At 36.4% G+C, this 19,041-nt stretch carries 19 protein-coding genes; 7 read left to right on the top strand and 12 right to left on the bottom strand.

The window, feature by feature from the left end; translation table 11 throughout:
* The first annotated feature begins 21 nt into the window (after nucleotides 1–21).
* Nucleotides 22–864, top strand: coding sequence for an HDOD domain-containing protein (locus tag EHR01_RS11430; protein ID WP_135694916.1), 843 nt, complete (start codon nucleotides 22–24; stop codon nucleotides 862–864).
* A 32-nt stretch (nucleotides 865–896) separates the two neighbouring features.
* On the opposite strand, the gene EHR01_RS11425 is transcribed toward EHR01_RS11430, so the two are convergent.
* Genes EHR01_RS11425 through EHR01_RS11390 form a run of 8 tightly spaced genes read right to left on the bottom strand, consistent with a single transcriptional unit; the run spans nucleotide 897 to nucleotide 9,149 of the window.
* Nucleotides 897–2,129, bottom strand: a complete 1,233-nt coding sequence (locus EHR01_RS11425) for an adenylate/guanylate cyclase domain-containing protein (protein ID WP_135694915.1) — start codon at nucleotides 2,127–2,129, stop codon at nucleotides 897–899.
* Nucleotides 2,130–2,134: 5 nt separating this feature from the next.
* Nucleotides 2,135–2,953 (bottom strand): NADH-quinone oxidoreductase subunit B family protein, encoded by an 819-nt coding sequence (locus EHR01_RS11420; RefSeq protein ID WP_135694914.1) that lies wholly within the window; start codon nucleotides 2,951–2,953, stop codon nucleotides 2,135–2,137.
* The gene (locus EHR01_RS11415) at nucleotides 2,950–4,380 is read right to left on the bottom strand and encodes a hydrogenase large subunit (protein ID WP_135694913.1); all 1,431 of its coding nucleotides are present in this window, start codon (nucleotides 4,378–4,380) and stop codon (nucleotides 2,950–2,952) included. Before EHR01_RS11415 ends, EHR01_RS11420 begins: the two co-directional genes overlap by 4 nt.
* The gene (locus tag EHR01_RS11410; protein ID WP_135694912.1) at nucleotides 4,368–5,585 is read right to left on the bottom strand and encodes a proton-conducting transporter transmembrane domain-containing protein; all 1,218 of its coding nucleotides are present in this window, start codon (nucleotides 5,583–5,585) and stop codon (nucleotides 4,368–4,370) included. Before EHR01_RS11410 ends, EHR01_RS11415 begins: the two co-directional genes overlap by 13 nt.
* A complete protein-coding gene (locus EHR01_RS11405; protein ID WP_135694911.1) occupies nucleotides 5,582–6,193 on the bottom strand; it encodes a formate hydrogenase in 612 nt (203 codons plus the stop codon). The genes EHR01_RS11410 and EHR01_RS11405 overlap by 4 nt, the downstream gene beginning before the upstream one ends.
* A gap of 8 nt (nucleotides 6,194–6,201) precedes the next feature.
* Nucleotides 6,202–7,080, bottom strand: coding sequence for an NADH-quinone oxidoreductase subunit H (locus EHR01_RS11400; RefSeq protein ID WP_135694910.1), 879 nt, complete (start codon nucleotides 7,078–7,080; stop codon nucleotides 6,202–6,204).
* Nucleotides 7,081–8,826 (bottom strand): proton-conducting transporter transmembrane domain-containing protein, encoded by a 1,746-nt coding sequence (locus EHR01_RS11395; RefSeq protein ID WP_135694909.1) that lies wholly within the window; start codon nucleotides 8,824–8,826, stop codon nucleotides 7,081–7,083.
* Nucleotides 8,827–8,864: 38 nt separating this feature from the next.
* Nucleotides 8,865–9,149, bottom strand: coding sequence for a hypothetical protein (locus tag EHR01_RS11390; protein ID WP_135694908.1), 285 nt, complete (start codon nucleotides 9,147–9,149; stop codon nucleotides 8,865–8,867).
* 58 nt (nucleotides 9,150–9,207) lie between these two features.
* Here EHR01_RS11390 and EHR01_RS11385 point away from each other — a divergent pair, with 58 nt between their 5' ends.
* The 3 genes from EHR01_RS11385 to EHR01_RS11375 are packed head-to-tail and all read left to right on the top strand — an operon-like array spanning nucleotide 9,208 to nucleotide 13,314.
* The gene (locus EHR01_RS11385; RefSeq protein ID WP_135694907.1) at nucleotides 9,208–9,912 is read left to right on the top strand and encodes an ABC transporter ATP-binding protein; all 705 of its coding nucleotides are present in this window, start codon (nucleotides 9,208–9,210) and stop codon (nucleotides 9,910–9,912) included.
* Nucleotides 9,909–12,368, top strand: coding sequence for an ABC transporter permease (locus EHR01_RS11380; RefSeq protein WP_135694906.1), 2,460 nt, complete (start codon nucleotides 9,909–9,911; stop codon nucleotides 12,366–12,368). The genes EHR01_RS11385 and EHR01_RS11380 overlap by 4 nt, the downstream gene beginning before the upstream one ends.
* Nucleotides 12,369–12,405: 37 nt before the next feature.
* A complete protein-coding gene (locus tag EHR01_RS11375) occupies nucleotides 12,406–13,314 on the top strand; it encodes a hypothetical protein (protein ID WP_135694905.1) in 909 nt (302 codons plus the stop codon).
* Between the two features lie 2 nt (nucleotides 13,315–13,316).
* On the opposite strand, the gene EHR01_RS11370 is transcribed toward EHR01_RS11375, so the two are convergent.
* Together EHR01_RS11370 and pyrE are read right to left on the bottom strand one after the other, a co-directional pair.
* Nucleotides 13,317–14,069, bottom strand: a complete 753-nt coding sequence (locus EHR01_RS11370) for a hypothetical protein (protein WP_135694904.1) — start codon at nucleotides 14,067–14,069, stop codon at nucleotides 13,317–13,319.
* Nucleotides 14,070–14,627 (bottom strand): orotate phosphoribosyltransferase, encoded by a 558-nt coding sequence (pyrE, locus tag EHR01_RS11365; protein WP_135694903.1) that lies wholly within the window; start codon nucleotides 14,625–14,627, stop codon nucleotides 14,070–14,072.
* A 262-nt stretch (nucleotides 14,628–14,889) separates the two neighbouring features.
* On the opposite strand from pyrE, the gene EHR01_RS11360 reads away from it, so the two are divergent.
* Nucleotides 14,890–15,543: a TetR/AcrR family transcriptional regulator gene (locus EHR01_RS11360; protein WP_135694902.1), complete on the top strand. Its 654-nt coding sequence runs from the start codon at nucleotides 14,890–14,892 to the stop codon at nucleotides 15,541–15,543.
* Here the strand turns inward: EHR01_RS11360 and EHR01_RS11355 are convergent.
* Nucleotides 15,536–16,522 carry a cytochrome-c peroxidase gene (locus tag EHR01_RS11355; protein WP_135694901.1) on the bottom strand — a complete coding sequence of 329 codons (987 nt, stop codon included), beginning with the start codon at nucleotides 16,520–16,522 and terminating at the stop codon, nucleotides 15,536–15,538. The genes EHR01_RS11360 and EHR01_RS11355 overlap by 8 nt on opposite strands.
* 281 nt (nucleotides 16,523–16,803) lie before the next feature.
* Between EHR01_RS11355 and EHR01_RS11350 the strand changes: the two genes are divergently transcribed.
* Together EHR01_RS11350 and EHR01_RS11345 are read left to right on the top strand one after the other, a co-directional pair.
* Nucleotides 16,804–17,151, top strand: coding sequence for an LEPBI_I2431 family sigma-54 regulated protein (locus tag EHR01_RS11350; RefSeq protein WP_135694900.1), 348 nt, complete (start codon nucleotides 16,804–16,806; stop codon nucleotides 17,149–17,151).
* Nucleotides 17,152–17,239: 88 nt separating this feature from the next.
* Nucleotides 17,240–18,172, top strand: a complete 933-nt coding sequence (locus EHR01_RS11345) for an ornithine carbamoyltransferase (RefSeq protein WP_135694899.1) — start codon at nucleotides 17,240–17,242, stop codon at nucleotides 18,170–18,172.
* A 44-nt stretch (nucleotides 18,173–18,216) separates the two neighbouring features.
* Here the strand turns inward: EHR01_RS11345 and EHR01_RS11340 are convergent, their stop codons facing one another.
* On the bottom strand, nucleotides 18,217–18,945 hold the full coding sequence (locus tag EHR01_RS11340; protein ID WP_244310089.1) for a hypothetical protein: 729 nt from the start codon (nucleotides 18,943–18,945) through the stop codon (nucleotides 18,217–18,219).
* Between the last annotated feature and the right edge of the window lie 96 nt (nucleotides 18,946–19,041).

Genomic DNA, 19,041 nt, shown 5'->3' with positions numbered 1-19,041 from the left:
TGACTTTAGGTCCCTATCCGAATGGCAACTGTTGAAGAATACCTTTCCAAAATCAAAGACCTGACGATTGTACCGCCAGTCTTACTTTCCGTACTTTCCCTAGATGATGACAATGAACTTTCCTTTGGGGAGTTGGAGAAAAAAGTCCAGTCTGACCAAGTGCTTGTCGCAAGACTTTTGAAACTGGCGAACTCACCTTTTTTCTCCAGAGGCAACCCCGTTGCGAATATGAAACAGGTCATCACTCGTTTAGGATTCAAAACAGTACGCAGTATGGTAGCGATGTCAATGACCGACTCGCTTTTTAGCCAAGGAAATTATAAAAAATTTCGAGATGAAGTTTGGGATCATTCCGTTGCAAAAGGGATCTTCGCACAAATTCTTTGTGAAGAAAAAAAATTAAAAAAAGAAGCGGAACTTGCCATCACATGTGGTCTTATGCAAGATCTCGGACGAATCGTACTCAATACCATTGACCGAACAAAATATGTGGAAGTTCTCACTGAATTCCAAACTTCAGATGTAAGTTTGATTTCCTTAGAGAAAAAATCTTTTGGTGTAGATTCTTATGAAATAGGAAGTGCTGCAGCCAAACTTTGGAAAATGCCAAATATTATTATTTCATCTATAGAAGATTTATCTAAACCAGTTGCAGAACAAACAGTTCTTGGTCAAATCATTGGATTTGCAGGTGTGATTGCAAAAGCCACTGGACACGGAAAACAAGAACCAGGTATGGAAGAAAAATTCGAAGAATACAAGTTGACTCTTGGTTTAGAGATTGAAGATAAAAAAGAATTTTTAACTGCAAAGGATCAAAAACTAAAATCAAACGAATTGTACCAGTTCTGTAGTACTCTTTAGATTCGATAAAGTTTTTTAATCTTTGTTATAAGTTAAATCGGTTTTACACTGAGGATTCGGTGTAAACCTTCCTTTCCTTTAATTTTTACAGGCTCTAATTCTTCGTATTTATATTTATTGGCATATTCCTCTGGTAAAAAATTATACAACCCCTCAGAAACATAAACTTCCATTGGTTTCGCAATTGATTCCAATCGACTTGCCATATTGACTGTATCTCCAACCGCCGTATAGGAGAGTTTTTGAAAAGAACCAACGTTTCCAACAATTGCTTTACCTGATGCAAGGCCGATTCCGATCTGTGGAACAAAACCATAAATTTGTTCCCATTTTGGCTGCCAAAGTTCAAAGACTTGCACCATTTCCACAGCACAATCTAAAGCATTTTGCCTATGGTCTTCCTGGAACACTGGAGCACCAAACAAACACATGATGGAATCTCCAATATATTTATCGATCATTCCGCCATAACCAAGAATCACTTCTGTCATCGCAGTGAAGTATTCATTTAAAAAAGAAATGACCTGTTCAGGTTTCATTTTTTCAGAAAGTGTCGTATAACCACGAATATCCGAAAACAATACAGAAACTTCCTGTTCTTTTCCTTTTTGATCAAGAGAAAGTGTATTGTTCATCAAACTTTCAACAATAACAGGATCTACATACATACCGAAAACATTTTGCATTTTCTTTTTTTCGGTTTCTAAATTTAATTTCTCTTCGTATTCTTTTTCCAGTTCCTTCTTAAATTTTTTGACCATCGTATTCAAATCTTGAATCTCTGTTTGGTTCATTCCATAAAGATCCTGGAATCTTTTTAAACTATCATCCATTTGAATCGAGACAACTTTTTTGCGATATATTTCTCGAAACAAATTGCGAAATCTATGCTCTAAAATATTTTTCTTTAACCGTCGTTTGCCGAAGTATTCATTAATTCCTAATTGAAAGGCTTGGATTGGGAGCTGTTTTCCCTCTGCTTTGGTAAACACAACAACGGGAAGTTCGGATGGACCGGCTAAATCCATAATCATTTCTAATATTGCTTCGGGTGAATCTTCTAATTCAGGGAATTGGATTTCAGTAATTAAAAGATCATACTGAGCTTTTTTGATTTCCTGAGCTCCGTTTTCGAAAACGGATCGCCAAGTTAACTCGATGTAATCTCCAAACCACTCACTGAGCAGTTGGGAGACGGTATCATACGATTTCTTTTGAGGTTCTAGGACCAGGACACGAACGATTTCTTCTTTTTCTAAATCCACGCACCTTATTTTTCATTCTCTAAAATTTTGTGAAGCGCCTCTTGAAACTGGAAGGAAAATCTTCCCATTAAAAGACGAAAACCTTGCAAAATGACGTCTGGTCTTGGGGGATCTCCTGAAATATAGAGATCCGGTTCTTTGGGTAACTTGCCCATTGGGTACAAACCACCGCTCACTGCCTCTGTTCCACAAGCGATGAGTGCTTTAGGTTCTGCCATCACCTCCCAAGCTGTTTCCAAAGGTGCTGCCATATTCTGACCAACTGGGCCAGAAAACACAATGGCATCGGCATGTTTGGGACTTGCCACACAACGAACCCCTTCTCTTTCCGAATCAAAAACCGAATTGAAAGAAGCATTTAGCTCTGACTCTACCGTATTGTTTCCAGCTGCAGCCACTTCACGATAGAGAAAACCTCGTTTCTTGGTCAATTTCTGAAATTGTTTTTGATTTGCAGTCAGTGGAAAAGGTAAGTCACTTACTTTTTTCATTCGGCCAGAAAGGTAAGTGACTTTCAATTCCTCACGATTTAAGGCAAACGTATAAATAAAACCTGAATCACGTAGTTTTCCTTCCGAACGTTCTGTACAAAGTCCACATTGCAAACATTTTCCATAGTCAAATTGGACTTCCGAATCTGATACAATTCGGATTGCTTTTGTCGGACAAACTTTTGCCGATTCTGATAAATTACCAGAGCCCTCTTGCATCTTTTTAGTAGGCACAGGAATTCCTCTACTTGCAGGATGGACAGGAGACGCTGTATTAAAATTTAATACATTCTTTGGGAATAAAAAACTTTTTAGTTCATATAGAAAATTCATAAATCAAACCCAACATAACTAAGATTAAATGATTTGTTGTTTAAAGGGAAATCACCTACCTGTTCTCCTCGAACTGCCAACTCCAAGGCATGCCAATTGAGAACGGAAGGATCCCGGATATAAGAGTTTTTGATCAATCCTTCAGAATCCAATTCCAAAGAAACAAGCAAAGGACCACGCCAGGCTTCAACAGCGGCTGTATAAATTCCGGCCTTGGCTTTCCCATTTTTTTCAATTGAGTTTATAGTCGCAGATTCATTATCAGACCATAAAGATTCCCAATCAATTTCATCCAAATGTGATTCCATCCAACCTAATGATTGTTCGATCTCTGAATAACGAATGTACATACGAGCCCAAACATCTCCATTATAATGGTGGTGTTCTTCCTGTAATGGTAAGGCTGTCCAACCAGGATAATCAGGATGATTGATTCTTAAATCGTCACCTACTCCCGCCATTCGTGCCACCATTCCTAAAAAACCATGTTTTTGTACATCCAATTCAGAAATAAAACCACAACCCTGCATCCGTTCTTTCAACGTAGAAACAGACAATGCTCTCAAAATTTGTGGACGAACTTTTTTAAAATATACCTTCTTTAAATTAAAAAAGGCATCTTTTGCTTGTTTTGCGGTAATACGCCGATTGACTCGAACCTTTCCCGGTCGAATTGCTGCTTTTCCAAATCGATTTCCAGTCCAAGTTTCCATAAGGCCAAGAGCAGCCCCGCGGTCCGTCACACATACTCCATACAAAGGATAATATCCAATATCTTCAGAGATACCACCCAAGTCTCCGATATGAACCGCAATACGTTCCAGTTCAATCAGAAAAGATCTAAACAAAGATACACTTTTGGAAACTGAGATTCCATACATCTCTTCATAAATTTGAGTAAATGCCTTCGCATAACCAACGCTAGTGTCACCAGAAATAGTTTCAGAAAAGGGCATCACCTCAGCCATTGATTTTCCGTTAATTTTCTCAGGAATGGCACGGTGTTGAAAACCCAATCGGATGGTTAAGTGGCGAATGACTTCACCTTCCACAACAAACCTAAAATGACCAGGTTCAATGATTCCTGCGTGAATGGGTCCCACTGCATGAGAATATGTTCCTTCATGAAAAGGGACAGAGAGTCCGTGGTAAGATAAATCTCTTACAATGCCCGTTTTTTGATGTAAGGAAAGATTTTTTCCTCTATTCTCTGATAAATAGTCTTCTTCTTTTAACTCAGAATAATCTTCTGCACCCATGTCTTGGCCAAATGCATGTCGAACAAGCCAAACTGGATATTGAGGATCTAATAAAAAATCGATATTACTTTTTTTAGATCCTACTTCTTCTCGAACCATCTTTTGGTCGCGAATGATAAATTGGTGGTAAACACCATTAAAATTAGTAAGGCCTGTTATCTTTTCCATATATGCTCTGCCATCAAGTAAGTTAAACCGTATGTTCCAATTACTACGGTGAATAAAAAACTAAACCAAAAGAATACTAATCTAGTTTGGAGTATTCCATATACACTTGATTCAAAATTCCGGTTAGGCAATCGAACCAAAGGTAGTACTTTGTTGAGTGCAATAAAGAAAAAGACAGCCCCGATAATGGGAAACAAAAACAAAAAAAACATCTTTTGTTTGATAGCTATTTCAATGACTTTTAAATCCAAAACAAAAACTGGTGATAACGGAAAAACAAAAGCAACGAGTAAGGCTAGTAAATACATATATAAAGCTTTATGACTCAAAGAAGAATTTTCCAAAATCTGCGAAATATTTCTTTTCCCAGCATCCATTCGCAAAATCCCCATAGAGAGAAAAACCAGAAGTTTCACTAACACTGTAGTTGTTAATAGAAAATAGAAAACATCATCAGATACATCTAACCATAAAAACAAAGTCAACATACCCGTATGAAACAAGGCAACTTTCGCTGAAATTCTACGAATGTCCTCGCGAGAAAATAATATTAACGTAGAGTAAAGAATGGTTAAAATTCCAATAAAAAGAAAACCATTGGCAGCATTGATCATATGCGGATTGATTTCACGCTCCAATTGAATAAGAGGTCGAACAGCAAGAACGACACTTACCGGGACAAACGATGCAATCAATGAAGAAATTTGACTTGGACTCTCTGCATAAGTATCTCCAACCCAAAAATGATTTGGAACAAGTCCTAACTTTCCACTGTAACCATAAACAGTGAGTAAAATTCCCGTTTCAATGAGCAATCCACTTTGGCCAACTAACCCCTGTTTCAAACTTAAAAAATCTAAATTCTCCAAAGGAGTGGAAGCAAAAAGCAAAATAACAATCCCCAAAAATGCCAACCCAAGTGCATAGGAATTGATTAATAAAAATTTCCAACCCACATGAAAAGACCGTTCCGTTCCACTAGAAGAAATTAACAGAGCCCCGAACAAAGTTGATGCTTCAATTAAAATCCACTTGAGTACAATGTTATCGGTAAACCAAGAATAAAACAAGGAACCGAAAAAACAAATTTTCAAAAGACTCCACAACCAAATTCGAGTTTGTCCTTTTGTTGGCGCAAAAACAGAAACAAGAAAAATGATTACGAAGGCCAGAACGCCAGAAAAATAAAATAATTCTTTCATCATATTTTTCTCTCCTTTGTGTGCATGTGAGGAGAGAGTTGCAAAATCCCACCAGAGACAATGACAAGAATTGCATCTAAAAAGGAACCAAACTCTAGTCCTACCGGTAATCCTTTATCCAGAACCATAGTTAAAACAAAAATTCCATTTTCAAATACACAAAATCCAGCAATAAGAGCAAGCCAGTTCCGCCTAACAACGAAACAAAGAATTCCAACATATACGAGTAAAATTACGTAGATGAGTCCGATTTTATGAACAGGGATCGTGAGAACGGAAACTCCTTCTGTAATCTTCACAGCAAGAACCAAACCCAATACCATAAACAATAAAGTTGCTAAATATCCAAAGCGCGGGGCAGTACTCTCATTCATTTTTGATTTATTGGCTGTCCAATTCAAAACCCATGGAGTAAGGATTCCTTTGAACAAAACAACCATAACTATCAACGAAATTGCATGTGTCCAATCACCTTCGTGAGTTTGTAAAACAGGGAAAATCAAAAGAAACCCTTGGATACTTAAGAAAAAAATAATTCGACTGAGTCGGTTCTCTACTAGAACAACAACCCCGGTGAGTAACAACAATAGATAGATAAAATCGTATATCATAATAATCCTTAAGACAACTTAACCAAAGTGCCTAATATTAAAATTGCAATGAAAGTAAGTCCCATAAACTCAGGAATCCAAGTCCATTTCCTACGAACGCTATTTGATTCCCAAAAGCCAAGAATGATTGCAAGTAAGATGACCATTGGTGCAATCATAAGTTCACGAGCAAAACTATCCAAAACTTCGTTTTTAAATAACTTCGAATGTTCCAGTGCCAATTTTACAAGAAACACTAACAATGTGGAAAGTTTGATTGAACTTGCCAACTCAAAGACTCCCAACTGTTTTCCCGATGCTTCCAAAATCATTGCTTCGTGAACCATCGTTAATTCCAAATGTGTTCTTGGATCGTCGAACGGTGGCTTTGCGAGCTCTGCAAGAATCGCAATAAAAGACAAAGACAAAAAGAGCAGTCCAATCAATGCTCCTTGTGGACTTACTGAAATTTCAATATGAGACTGAGCTGCAAGTATCATCAAAATAAAAGTAGGTTCCGCCATCACAGAAAGGAGAATTTCTCTTCCCGAAGCCATACCCCCAAAAGACGAAGCTCCTTCCATCGCAAAACTCACGTAAGAGAATCGATACAAAGCCAGAAAAAATGGAATCAAAATGAAGGGCGCCCATTCAAACAAAACAACACTCCAAATCATCACCGAAGAAAACAAAGCAACTCTCGGAGCCAAATGAGTGAAATCTGATATATTTGTATGTGAAATAGGATTCTTTCTTAATGACTTATCCACTTCCCAAAAAAACTGTAAAAGCCGAGGGCCACGCCTTCCTTGTGCAAAAGCCCTCACCTTTCGGATAATACCCGTTAGTAAAAATGGAAGAACAAGAAACAAAACAAAAAGATAAATATAGTATAAAATTGAATTCATCTACAGACCTCCAAAATCGCCCAAAATCAAAAGTGAGAAGATGAAAATCAAAAACATAGAAGAGATCGCGAGATACTTACTCACATCTTCTTCTTTTGGATGATTCGTCGCCGATACAAATCGTGTTCCAAAACGAAACACGGAAGAAATCCCTTTGATCAGAAAAGAATCCACTTTTGATTCACCAGATTTATTTAAAAAATACCTTCCTAGGGAATTTCTCAATGGTTCAGAAAAAACAGATGTTGGTATGGAGAGTTCATGACCACTATAACCTCCTCCACAATCCCAGTTTTTAGTTTTTTGTTCCCCATATTTTTTTAACTGATAACGATCATACAAACGGAAAACAAACACAGTACCAATGGTTACATACGAAACAATTGATAATGTCCAAAACCACTCAGCTAACTGCGGATCAACGAACGGGCTAAGCATCGGAAGTTTCACAAAGTATGGCATCGCCAATGGAAATCCCAAAATGACCAAAGACAAACTAAATAGAGAAATTTTCACCCATCTTCTTTTTTGTGGTCCAAATGGTTGGATATTGATGTCTTTATCTGGGATTGACAAAAACAAACTCAAAAACAATTTGATATGCGTAAATCCACCCAGAACAATTCCAAAGAAAATAAATATCATCGAAGGCAAAAGGAAAATAGAACGTCCGATCGGCATGTCCAAAATCCGAGCATTTAGATAAAAGTAAGTTGCTTCAGATACAAACCCCAATGTTCCCGGAAGAACTGCATAACTAAAAGTTCCTGCTCCAACTAACAATGGAGAGATTCCCAACAATCTTCCAATTCCTTTTAACTCGTCGCTTGAACTGGAATTTTTAAGCCTTGCTACCATCCCGATTGAAAACAATTGGAATGTTTTAGAAAATGAATGATGGAACAATCCAAGAAAAAATAAAATTCGAAACGAATTACTCAAATTCATCAACTCCGAATCAACTGAAAATTGAAACATCCCAGCAATGATCAAACATAACCAAAGGAAGTTAATAGATTCCACAGAACTATATGCTAATGATATTTTTGGATCTTTATGAAAGAAACTAGTAATACCGCCAAAAAAAATTCCTAATGCAGCAAGCGGAAACAAAATTTGATAAATGATTGGATCTAATTGATTTGGAAGCACATATCTATAGAACAATAACAAAGGGAATACTTCAAGAACCCCTGCAAAGGAACCAAGTGCATGAGATGGACCACCTTCATTTACCTTAGGTATCCACAAATGGAATCCAGAAAAACCTGATTTGATCAAAAGCCCTATCAAAAGTAAAATAATTCCGACATTATCTCCATCGGGTAACATAACCCAAGCGGAAAGAAACAAAGCGGCAATACCGGAAGCCAGTAGTAAAGATCCTAAACTTTCGATCTGTTTTTTTCCAAACTCTGTTCCTGAATAGATCAGAATCGTGGAAAAAGAAGTTACTTCCAAGGCAATGGGAAGAATGAGCGACTTACCTGATAAATAACAAACACCAAGCGCAGACCAAAAAATAACATACCCTATGGTGACTTTGTTTTTTTCCTTCGGTTCATAAGACTGAACCAACATAAAAGAAGAAAAACCGATATATGCTTGGATGAAAAGCCCAACCAAAATCGGAAAGTCAACTGACAATACATCATAATTAGAAAATAAGAATATAGCAAGCGGCGAAAGCGCAGATATACCTACCAAAACCGATCTGAAGATTGAAATTCTTTCATCTTCTAACATAACTACCTCAAAATTTAAATTTTAAAGAAATAAGTTTGTTATATAAATTTGGGAGATCCCCGACGATCCGGGAATTTAATAGAAATGATATTAGGTGCAAGTAAAGCAGCAATTGAGAAAGAGTAAAATTTTACGATGGAAACGGAAACGGGAAGTGAAGGAATATAGATAAAACCCTCTTCTTCGCTAGGCGGTTCTTCGGAATTATTTTCAGAAACGAAAATTTCTCCAGACTCGGTAAACTCCGCAATAGAAGTCCAAGCTTGCGACTTACCGAATACTAAAACTGATACAATTAGTATGAAAAATATACGTGCTAACAATCAGTTTTACCTTAATCTTGATATTCTTGACTGTCTTATATATGGGAAGTTATTTTTCGTGAGCAATGAAAAAAAAGAGTCTGCCAACAAAACAACCATCCAAATCCAAAATGTAAACAAAAGTTTCCAACAAGGAGAAACAACCTTCCCCGTTTTGAATGATATTTCATTCGAAATTGCAGAGAAAAAACTGGTTACGTTGATGGGTCCTTCAGGGAGTGGGAAATCAACGCTACTAAACCTACTCTCAGCCATTGAATCTGCAGATTCTGGACAAATCAATGTATTCGGAAACCAACTCATCGGAGCAACAGAAAATGACCTTACCATGTACAGACGAAAAACAATAGGAATCGTCTTCCAATTTTTTCATTTATTCCCTTATCTTTCTGCCATAGAAAATGTTTCTTTGCCCCTTTATCTTTCCGGCACAACGAAAAAGATCGCTGAATCCAAGGCAAAAGAGGTCCTTTCCCTGGTGGGACTTGACCATAGAAAAGATTTCACCCCGAAAGAAATGTCAGGGGGAGAAAAACAAAGAGTATCAATTGCAAGAGCCATTGTGCACCAACCAAAACTAGTCCTTGCGGATGAACCAACGGGTAACTTGGACTCCCATTCTTCGGATATGATTATGGAATTATTCGGTCGATGTGTAAAAGACCTAGGTATATCAGTATTTCTTGTTACACATAATGAACAAATTGGTCAATCGGGAGACATTAACCTGCGGATGTTAGATGGTAAAATCAGATCAAAATGAAAATGATTTATTATTCATTTATACTAGGGTATTTTAAAGACCATTTTCCAAAAATGTTACTGTCAATCTCTGGTATTAGCCTTGGAATTGCCTTATTTGTAAGCACCCAAATCAATGCTTGGAGAGCTGAAAAAAGTGTCTTAGACCAGATGATAGGTTATTCTTCAGAAAATTTTATGGGAAGGTATATTGCCAATAACCAAAACCAAGGGGCCGATGATCGATTTTTAAAAATAGTGGAATCCAGTGTCTCTGAGAACATTCGAGTTGAACCCGAGTTACAAACCAAAGCCACGTATTCAACTACAAACAATCAAATCCAAAGTATCCCTGTCATTGGAAGAGACATCCTACAAACAAAGATAACTAATACCACAAAAACACCAATAGAAAAAATTCCAAAATATTTACTCAGCCAAGCTTTTGCCGATCAATTGAAAATACATACGGATAAAATCACTTTATCGATTTGCGAAACAGATATCCAACTACAAAAAGACAACTTTGATATTTTACCGATGGAAGGAATTTTTCTCGTCATGGATATCACTAGACTACAATCCATCTGTGACAAACAGAAACTACTTACATCCATTTGGCTAATCGATGAAGTAAAACAAACACAATCACCAGAGACACCTATCATAAAATCAGATGAATGGACTTTTGAATCAAAAAACCAAATCATAGAAAGAGCAGGTGTAGTATTAAGCTCATTAAAAATAAACCTAACAATTGTTTCGTTGGTTTCCGTTCTGATATCTTTTTTTATGGTATCGAATATGTTTACGGGCCTTTATTTATCTAGAAAAAAGGAATTTGGAATATTATTATCCATTGGATCCAGTAAAAAAAATAACTTTTTATTATTTCTCACCCAAGCCATAGTCATTGGAATTTTAGGCGGGATCGCCGGAGTTTTATTAGGAATTTTGGTTGCCAACACCGACTTCTTAACAACGGTAAATACAATCACTGATGCCAACCAAATCAGTTCATACCAAAACATTCCAGTCTCTGTCATCTTATTAGGTCTAACTATTTCCGTCATTGGCTCAATCATTGCATCAATTTATAATTCATACAAAACCTTTCAAATTTTACCCATTGATTTGATTAGGGAAAAGGATTCTGCAAATCCCACTAACCTCTTTGGATTTTCAAAATTTTCAAACTCTCTAATCTCCATCGCTTCCTTGTCCCTTGGAATTTACTTAGGATTTGTTCAAATCGCCAAACAAATCCTTCCGGGTATGATCGGTATAGGATTCATTATATTCGCCTTTGTATTATTAAATTTTCTCTGTTTACCTTTCGTGATTCATCAGATAGACAAACTTTTATCAAAGATCCGATTTCACCCTAGCGTAAAAATTGGACTAAAAGAAATTCAATCCGAACCTTGGAAACATGGGCTAACTGCATCAACCATCATGTTATCGAGTTCTCTTGTCCTAACCCTCACGAGCCTCACTGAAAGTTATGAACAATCGGTTGTTCGTTGGGTCAATGAAGAAAACAAATCAGACTTTTCACTTATCAACGAAAAAAAGTTGAACTCGGGAGAACCAGGTGTTCCTGTTTTTCTTTTAGAGACAATAGCCAATGATCCAACCTTTTCAGCAGTTGAACCTTTTTACATTGATTCCAAATTTATTGTGAACGGAAAATATTATACATTACACGTGTTTAATTTTTCAAACCAATACAACAAAGACGAAATTATTGTCTCGAACAACTTATGTTTTTTAGATCATATCTGCAAAAGTGATTTGATCACCATCAATACAGAAAAAACACCTCAATTACAGATAAAAATTCAGGATACCAAAGAACATTTTTTTTCAGAACGAGGAACCATCATGATGGACTACTCTTTCTTTCAGAAAAATTTCAAAGTCAATCATCTAAACTCTATCAGAATCACACGGAACAAAAGTAGTTCAGAAGAAGATACAATCACACTACTAAGAAAAATAACAAAAAAATACGATTTAAAGTATATAGATCAAGCGGAATTAAAAAAACTTTATCTTGAAGGAATGAACAAAGTGTTCTCAATACTAGATACTTTAAAGGTATCTGCGCTAATAATTTCGATTTTGGCACTAACAACTTCACTAGTTTACTTTATCAGGGAAAAATCACAAATGTTAGCTGGATTAAAATCAATTGGAATGAGTTCATTTCAAATGTTTCAATTGATCTACTACCAGGCATTATTTCTTGTTTCTTTTGGAATTTTATCTGGAATTCTTAATAGTATCGTTTTATCACCAATCGTCATTTTTGGAATCAATCGAAATGCTTTTGGATGGGTTCTCGATTTTCAATACCCACTCTCATTTGTAGTAAAACTCCCGATATTAATACCCGTAATTACATTTATAATTTGCTTGATACCCTTCTACTTTCTAAAACAGATGAATATTTCAAAAGAATTGAAATATGAATAATTCTTTACCGAAAAGGTGCTATCTGTAACTTTTATTTATGGCGGGAAGTATCAAAGTTTGTTTGGAACTGGCAGATATGATTCGAAAAGAAAACCTCGAATCAAGAGAAAAAATCCCTACTTCCGATTCGCACTTACGAATCTGGTCTTCGCAACTTTCAAGAACAGAAGAAGATTTAAGAAAACTTCTGACAGCACTTAGAGACAGCCATTATATTTTTATCGTATCAGTTGTTGCACCTGATCCAAATTTATTTGTTTATGGTGAAGACGCTTATGTGTTTGCCGAACCATTCATTCTGAATGAACTAAAAAAACATTCTGAGGACTCGTTAGAAAAGCTATACGAAGCAAGTAATTATAAAAGAAAATCAGCATTTCAAATAACGAGAGAGTTATTTCCCAAAATCAAAGAATTTAATAACACGCCTCTTGGACGTTCCATCAATGTTTCAGTAATGCTCGAAGAGTTTCAACGAATGCTCACGGCACAAAGTTATGAATACACTGACCAGTGGCGGAGAAACAAACTCCAAGAAATTTTCAAAGATGAAATCAACGCAGCAGAAGAATTGGCGAACGCTAGTTCGGTTCGAGACTTGGACCCAACAAAACGGGCAGTCGACCAATTAAAAGAACAAGGACCAAAAGAAAAAATTGACCAAAATTGGGTCAAAGCCAAAGAGAACTTTTCAACTGAGTTCTTATTGCGAGTTCATTTTAGAAAATATGAATTCGATGTGGTCAAAAAACTAATACAAACAGGCAAATTAAAAGAAGAAAAAGATATTAAATATGTTCGAGACACTCTGCAATTAATGGAGAATCGACTGGAGCAAGACAATCTTTTGAAAAGGTATGCCACAGAAATGATAGAACTAAGACGATATGCCCAAGCAAAACTGAATTTGCTTAGGCAAAGTGTTGGATCAAAACAAGAAAGTTGATCTTAGTTTTTAAGCCAGCCTGACTTATCCAATTGGATATACACCTGAAAGAAAAATACAACCAAACTAATAAATATCATTCTCCTTTTAAGAGAGAACTGACTAATCGTGTGATTCTGTTTTTCAGGTAAATACAGTAAGTATATAATTAAATTCACATTAAAAAATAGACCCAAAAATTCTGGAGATAGAATTGGAAACTTACTTTTTATGAACGGAATGTAAGTAACTACTAATACGAGTAAACTTGGAACAAAATACAAAGGTGTTTTCAAATTCCACAACCTATCTTCAGTTAAATCAACAAGTCTCTTAACCCCAGATTCTTTTTCTAAAATGGATACCAACTCATCTTGTGATTCAATATTCACGATAGGATGAATTTTCTCTTTTGTTTCCAATACAATTCGGTCATAACCACGGAATTTATCGGTGGTTATTTGTTCTAAATCTTTTAACCTGATACTTGCGCAATTTCCGTTAGAATCAAATTGTTTTAGCGACCCACCTTCAATTTCAATTTTTCCTGATGATAAAATTTCAATCTGTTTCAAATAGTTTTTTCTCAAAAACCAAAAGAACAATGCTAACAATGGTAGAAAAATTGTAAAAAACTGTAACCTCCCTTCCTTGGGAACCTGGAGGCTGTTATACGCGACAAAAACGACAAACAATGAAATGACTGCCCAAGTTCTCTTTAATAACTTGTTCCTGAACAATTTTACGTCATATAGAAATATCATTTTTGCACTCATTTAAAAAAACTCACTTTTACGAAAGATTGATTCCATCTGGATTCCAGACTTTTCTAAATTTTCTGCCCCACCTTCCTCTCGATTCAAAATACAAATTCCTTTGGTGACCGAAATTCCTGCTTCTCTTAATGCTTGGACTGCTTTGAGAGTTGATCCTCCGGTAGTAATCACATCATCCACTACCAAACAAGATTTAACTTCTTTCCAAAAACCTTCGATTTGTTGGCCAGTCCCATGTCCTTTCGCTTCCTTTCTAACAACAAGCGGGTAAATGAGTTTCCCTTTCCTTTGATACGCCAAAGAAATCGAATAAGCTAATGGATCTGCTCCTAATGTCAAACCACCCACTGCTTGGAACTCCAATCCTAGTTTTGGAATGATTTCCTCTACAAAACAATTAGCAAGAACGGCAAGTCTCTCCGGATGAAGAGTGATTTCCTTACAATTAAAGTAATGATGAGATTCTAATCCACTCGCCAGACGAAATGGTGCTTCTGAATAACGGTAAACATGAGATTTCATCCAAAGGAAGAGCTGATCGCGAAGTGTTTGAGACATATTCCAATTATTTTTCCAATTCTGGTGGGAAAAGTATATTTTTCTTTTAGGGAGATTATTTTATTTGACTATAAAAAGTAAGTGACTTTATTTTTACACTTAGTTTCTAAAGTAAGCAACTATAAAAGTAAAGTGACTTTCTAAATAAAGTAAGTTACTTTTTACAGCACCTCACTATATCCAAAAACTGACCTAACCCTAAGATTCTTTTTTTGAAGATTCGGGTTGGTTTATAGGACCAAAGTAGAGAAAAACAACCCCAATGAGCCAAATGATCCTCAGATTACCTCTTAGAGAAAGAAAAAAACAGAGCATTCAAACCTCCATATTGCGATCGGCAAAACTATTGTTCCAAGAAAAGGGATATTCTGCTGTTACTGTATCAGAAATTGCAGATTCGGCAGATGTTTCTGTCAAAACCCTATTCACATACTTTCGATCGAAAGAAGACCTCGCATTTCAGGATGAAATTTTATTCTGTGATGAACTGATTAGAAGTCTTTTAGCGAGAGAAGAATCCGAGTCTTTGTTTGAGGCATTCAAACAGTTTCTTTGGAACATAATTCAATCGATTGATCCGGAAGTTTTGATCGAATCATTGCCGGGTTTTCATCCATGGATGGACAGTCCTGATTTGGAACAGAGATACCTATTGCTTTGGGAACATTATGAAATCAGGTTAGCAGACGCTCTGCAACTAGAGAGTGACAAGAACGAGTTTAATCCAATTTTAAGAGTCATATCAGGACAAATGATATCCGTTATTCGGATATTAGGATCAAAAGCCTTTAAAGAATACTTACAACCGATACCAATTGCACTTAGGCATCGAGCTTTGGAAAAATGGCTCCTTGGATCGCTACAAATGCTGTCAGGGATCCAAGGATATTCAAATACAAAGAAAAGAATTAATTGATACGTGTTTTGTCCGAAAGTGTCCCAAGGAAGAGAACAATTTTTTTGGTTTCTTCTTCAGAGAGCTTGATACCTAACTGATGGAATGCCATCTTTTGAACTGCCTCGTCCAAAGTTTTGATTTGGCCATCATGAAAGTATGGGCCAGTCAAAGCAATGTTCCTTAAACTTGGAACTTTAAAGGAAAATTTATCCTCAGCTTTTTTAGTTACATTATAAAGTCCAAGGTCAGCAGTTTTGTATTCATTCACTAAACCAATTTTTCTGTAAGAATTACCACCAAGTAGATTTCCTGAATGGCACGAAGTGCATCCAGCAGAAAGAAAACTTTTAAACCCTTCTTGTTCTTCTTTCGAAATGGCCTTGTAATCTCCATTAATAAAATCATCGAAACGTGAAGAAGTCACTAAGGTTCTTTCAAAGGCAGCAATCGCTCCAGCTAAATTGTCGTAAGTGACAGCATTTTTTTCATTTGGATAAGCTTTTGCAAATAACGCAGGGTATTCAGAATCTTCGTTAATTCGTTTTAAAACTTCCTTTTCGGAAGGCATCGCCATTTCCACTGGGTTAAGAATTGGACCTTTGGCTTGTGCTTTCAAATCAGCAGCTCTTCCATCCCAAAATTGTACGAAATGGAATCCGGCATTAAGCACAGTTGGAGAGTTCCTATCTCCATTTTTTCCGAATGCACCGGGAGATGTAGAAAGGTTGTCTACTCCTGCGGCCTTTCCTTCCACGTTGTGACAAGAGTTACAAGATTGCGTTTCATTAAGGGAGAGTTTTTTCTCAAAATAGAGTTTTTTACCGAGTGAAATTAGTTCCTGACTATCATTTTCCGAGCCTGGCATTTTAGCAGGAAGTGCACCAATGATTTGTTTTGCTTTCACTTGCAAATCTTTGGTTTCAGGTGAAGGTCCGCAATTAGCGAACGCCAAGAATAAAAGGGAAAAAAGAAAAGGTGTAAATATTTTTCTGAGCATATCGATCCTCTAACGGATAATGCTGAGATTTGTTCAGAATCGGCAAGTTGGAATTATTATACATTGAGTCTAAATTTGGAATAATATTAATATGTATCGAGATTAAGCAGTTTGGAAGATTTACAGAGCAGCTTGCTCCAAGGAATTCGTCAGAAACAAACAGATTTAGTCAAATGAATGGCATCCAAATTGCACCAAAGTGACAAACTGTAAAAAGTAACTCCCTGACTCTATTGGCACGATTTATGCTTATAGTTGCTTTAGATCTTTAGGAGCTATATATGTTAAATACAAGACGAACCGATCGAATTGAATCTTTGGACTGGGATGATTTGGTCTTAAAACTCTTTTCTATTAATGAAAGGCCGGAATTCCTACTCGCAAAAATTGGAAATATTTCGGAACTTGGGGTGAGTGGTTCGGTAGACCAGGATATCCAAATCAAAGACAGAGACCTGGTCACTGGAATCATTGAAAGTGACTTAACTAGATCTCGTATTTCATTCAAAGGAAAAATTGCCTGGATGAAAGAAACTGACCAAGGACTCCTCTTCGGGATCAAATTTTCCGAAGAACTTATCCTACCTAATTTTATCATAGCCAGGTCAATCGCAGAATCGGCAGCTTAAAGGTTAAAAAAATCAGGATTCTAGGTTAGTTTCTAACGAGAATCTCTCGATTTGGATCCAATCTGATCCGATATTAGTGGGGAAAGCTATGTCCCAAGTCAAACATTTGATATCTTGGCAAGATTGGAGCGACGGAGAAATCCGAGAACTCCTCGAGTTTGCAGTCTATGTAAAGAAAAATCGCGTTTATTTTTCCGGACATATGGCCGGGCGGTCTCTTGCAATGTTATTCCAAAAAACATCAACAAGAACCAGGGTATCTTTCGAAGCAGGAATGACTGAACTTGGTGGACACGCAATTTTTCTAGATTGGATGGCTTCCAACTTCCTACTGTCTGATATTGATTTCGAAGGAAAGTATCTTTCTAGCAATGTTGCCATCATTATGGCTCGACTCAAAAAACACGAAGATCTTCTTGTATTAAAGTCTGGTTCGACTGTACCTGTGATCAATGGATGTTGCAATTTATTTCATCCTTGCCAATCTCTTGCAGATATACTAACAATAGTGATGGATTCACCAAACGACTGGCAGAAGAAAAACCTATGTTATATTGGCGTACATAATAATGTAGCAAACTCTCTCATTGAAATCACTGCCGCTCTGGAAATCCACTTAACACTTGTAACACCGATTGCTTCAGATGATTCCATTGTCAAAGAATCGATAGAAAGAGCAAAAAAGAAAGGCACTATTTCCTGGGAAACAGATGTCAAAAAAGCTGTGACTCTTGCAGATTATGTTTATACAGACACTTGGGTGGATATGGAATATTTTAATGACCCAAAGTTTCAAAAAGAAAAAGAAGAAAGAATTCAATTAATGATGCCATATCAGGTTAATTCGGAACTCTTAAAAAACACAAAGGCAAAAGTGATGCATGATATGCCTATCCATGCAGGTTATGAAATCACTAGAGAGATGGTTGAAAGCGATCGTTCAATCATTTTCACTCAAGCAGAAAACAGGTTGGATGCACAAAAGGCTGTTATCCTAAAACTTTTAGAAAACCACAATTAGATAAGAAAACCCAAACGAAATTTCAATTCCGCTTGGGTTTTTGATTAATTCTTTAATAAATATATTTGTATTGTAGAATTAGATTTTGAATCTGCAGTATTTTCTTTTTCACCAATAATTGGGATGATTGAATTGGTATCAATCGACGATTCTTTAGAAAGCGTTGATTTAATTTCATCGTAACGACGTTTAAGAAGTCGAATTTGGAATCCTACATCACCCACAGTGTTGACTTTCCCATATAGAATCACCTGCACTTTTTCTTCGGGTTTTAGTATCTTTTGTCCTAAAACAACCAATTTATTGATAGATTCTTCGTTTAATCTATGGTCGTCCGGCTCAAAAAAAATAGATTCGATTGGTTCTGAACTTCCCACTGGTTTCCAAAAAGCAAGTTTCGATTTTTCAAAGTTATTCTCGCCGTCACCATTCCCTTTCATCGATTTTTCCACTTGTTCCCAAGGACAGGAACGAATATAATCCGTTGAGGAATTTACTGAAAAAAGAAAACCCAAAGTTGTGATGATGATGTCCCAAGGTTTTGCATAAGATTTTGTTTCGATCACATAACCGTTACTTGTTGCTTCATAACTTTGAGAATGATAAACCGGGAGCAGAAATAAAACTCTGAAGGTTCTGATTTCAGATTCTACCGCCTGACACTGAAGTGAAATATTCGATTTTGTATGTAAACGAGTTTCTAATGGAATCCCCCTACTTGCGCAGGAAAACAAGGTGAGGAACAAAACCGAAGTGACGAATTTTAAAAACATAAGGTCTCACTATTTGGAAGTATGCAACAAACAATTGAGTTAACTTCAATTTATACAAGAACTAATTTGACTTCCGAATTTCTAGGATAAATCAAA

Origin of the sequence: Leptospira mtsangambouensis, from assembly GCF_004770475.1 — a bacterium.
Classification (GTDB): Bacteria; Spirochaetota; Leptospiria; order Leptospirales; family Leptospiraceae; genus Leptospira_A; species Leptospira_A mtsangambouensis.
This window is presented reverse-complemented; position numbering and strand designations above follow the sequence as displayed.

Coding starts and splice junctions, on each gene's coding strand:
- EHR01_RS11360 (WP_135694902.1), top strand. CDS start 14,890: ATGAGCCAAATGATCCTCAGATTACCTCTTAGAGAAAGAAAAAAACAG.
- EHR01_RS11350 (WP_135694900.1), top strand. CDS start 16,804: ATGTTAAATACAAGACGAACCGATCGAATTGAATCTTTGGACTGGGAT.
- EHR01_RS11430 (WP_135694916.1), top strand. CDS start 22: ATGGCAACTGTTGAAGAATACCTTTCCAAAATCAAAGACCTGACGATT.
- EHR01_RS11395 (WP_135694909.1), bottom strand. CDS start 8,826: ATGTTAGAAGATGAAAGAATTTCAATCTTCAGATCGGTTTTGGTAGGT.
- EHR01_RS11400 (WP_135694910.1), bottom strand. CDS start 7,080: ATGAATTCAATTTTATACTATATTTATCTTTTTGTTTTGTTTCTTGTT.
- EHR01_RS11380 (WP_135694906.1), top strand. CDS start 9,909: ATGAAAATGATTTATTATTCATTTATACTAGGGTATTTTAAAGACCAT.
- EHR01_RS11345 (WP_135694899.1), top strand. CDS start 17,240: ATGTCCCAAGTCAAACATTTGATATCTTGGCAAGATTGGAGCGACGGA.
- EHR01_RS11355 (WP_135694901.1), bottom strand. CDS start 16,522: ATGCTCAGAAAAATATTTACACCTTTTCTTTTTTCCCTTTTATTCTTG.
- EHR01_RS11370 (WP_135694904.1), bottom strand. CDS start 14,069: ATGAGTGCAAAAATGATATTTCTATATGACGTAAAATTGTTCAGGAAC.
- EHR01_RS11340 (WP_244310089.1), bottom strand. CDS start 18,945: ATGTTTTTAAAATTCGTCACTTCGGTTTTGTTCCTCACCTTGTTTTCC.
- EHR01_RS11415 (WP_135694913.1), bottom strand. CDS start 4,380: ATGGAAAAGATAACAGGCCTTACTAATTTTAATGGTGTTTACCACCAA.
- EHR01_RS11410 (WP_135694912.1), bottom strand. CDS start 5,585: ATGATGAAAGAATTATTTTATTTTTCTGGCGTTCTGGCCTTCGTAATC.
- pyrE (WP_135694903.1), bottom strand. CDS start 14,627: ATGTCTCAAACACTTCGCGATCAGCTCTTCCTTTGGATGAAATCTCAT.
- EHR01_RS11375 (WP_135694905.1), top strand. CDS start 12,406: ATGGCGGGAAGTATCAAAGTTTGTTTGGAACTGGCAGATATGATTCGA.
- EHR01_RS11420 (WP_135694914.1), bottom strand. CDS start 2,953: ATGAATTTTCTATATGAACTAAAAAGTTTTTTATTCCCAAAGAATGTA.
- EHR01_RS11405 (WP_135694911.1), bottom strand. CDS start 6,193: ATGATATACGATTTTATCTATCTATTGTTGTTACTCACCGGGGTTGTT.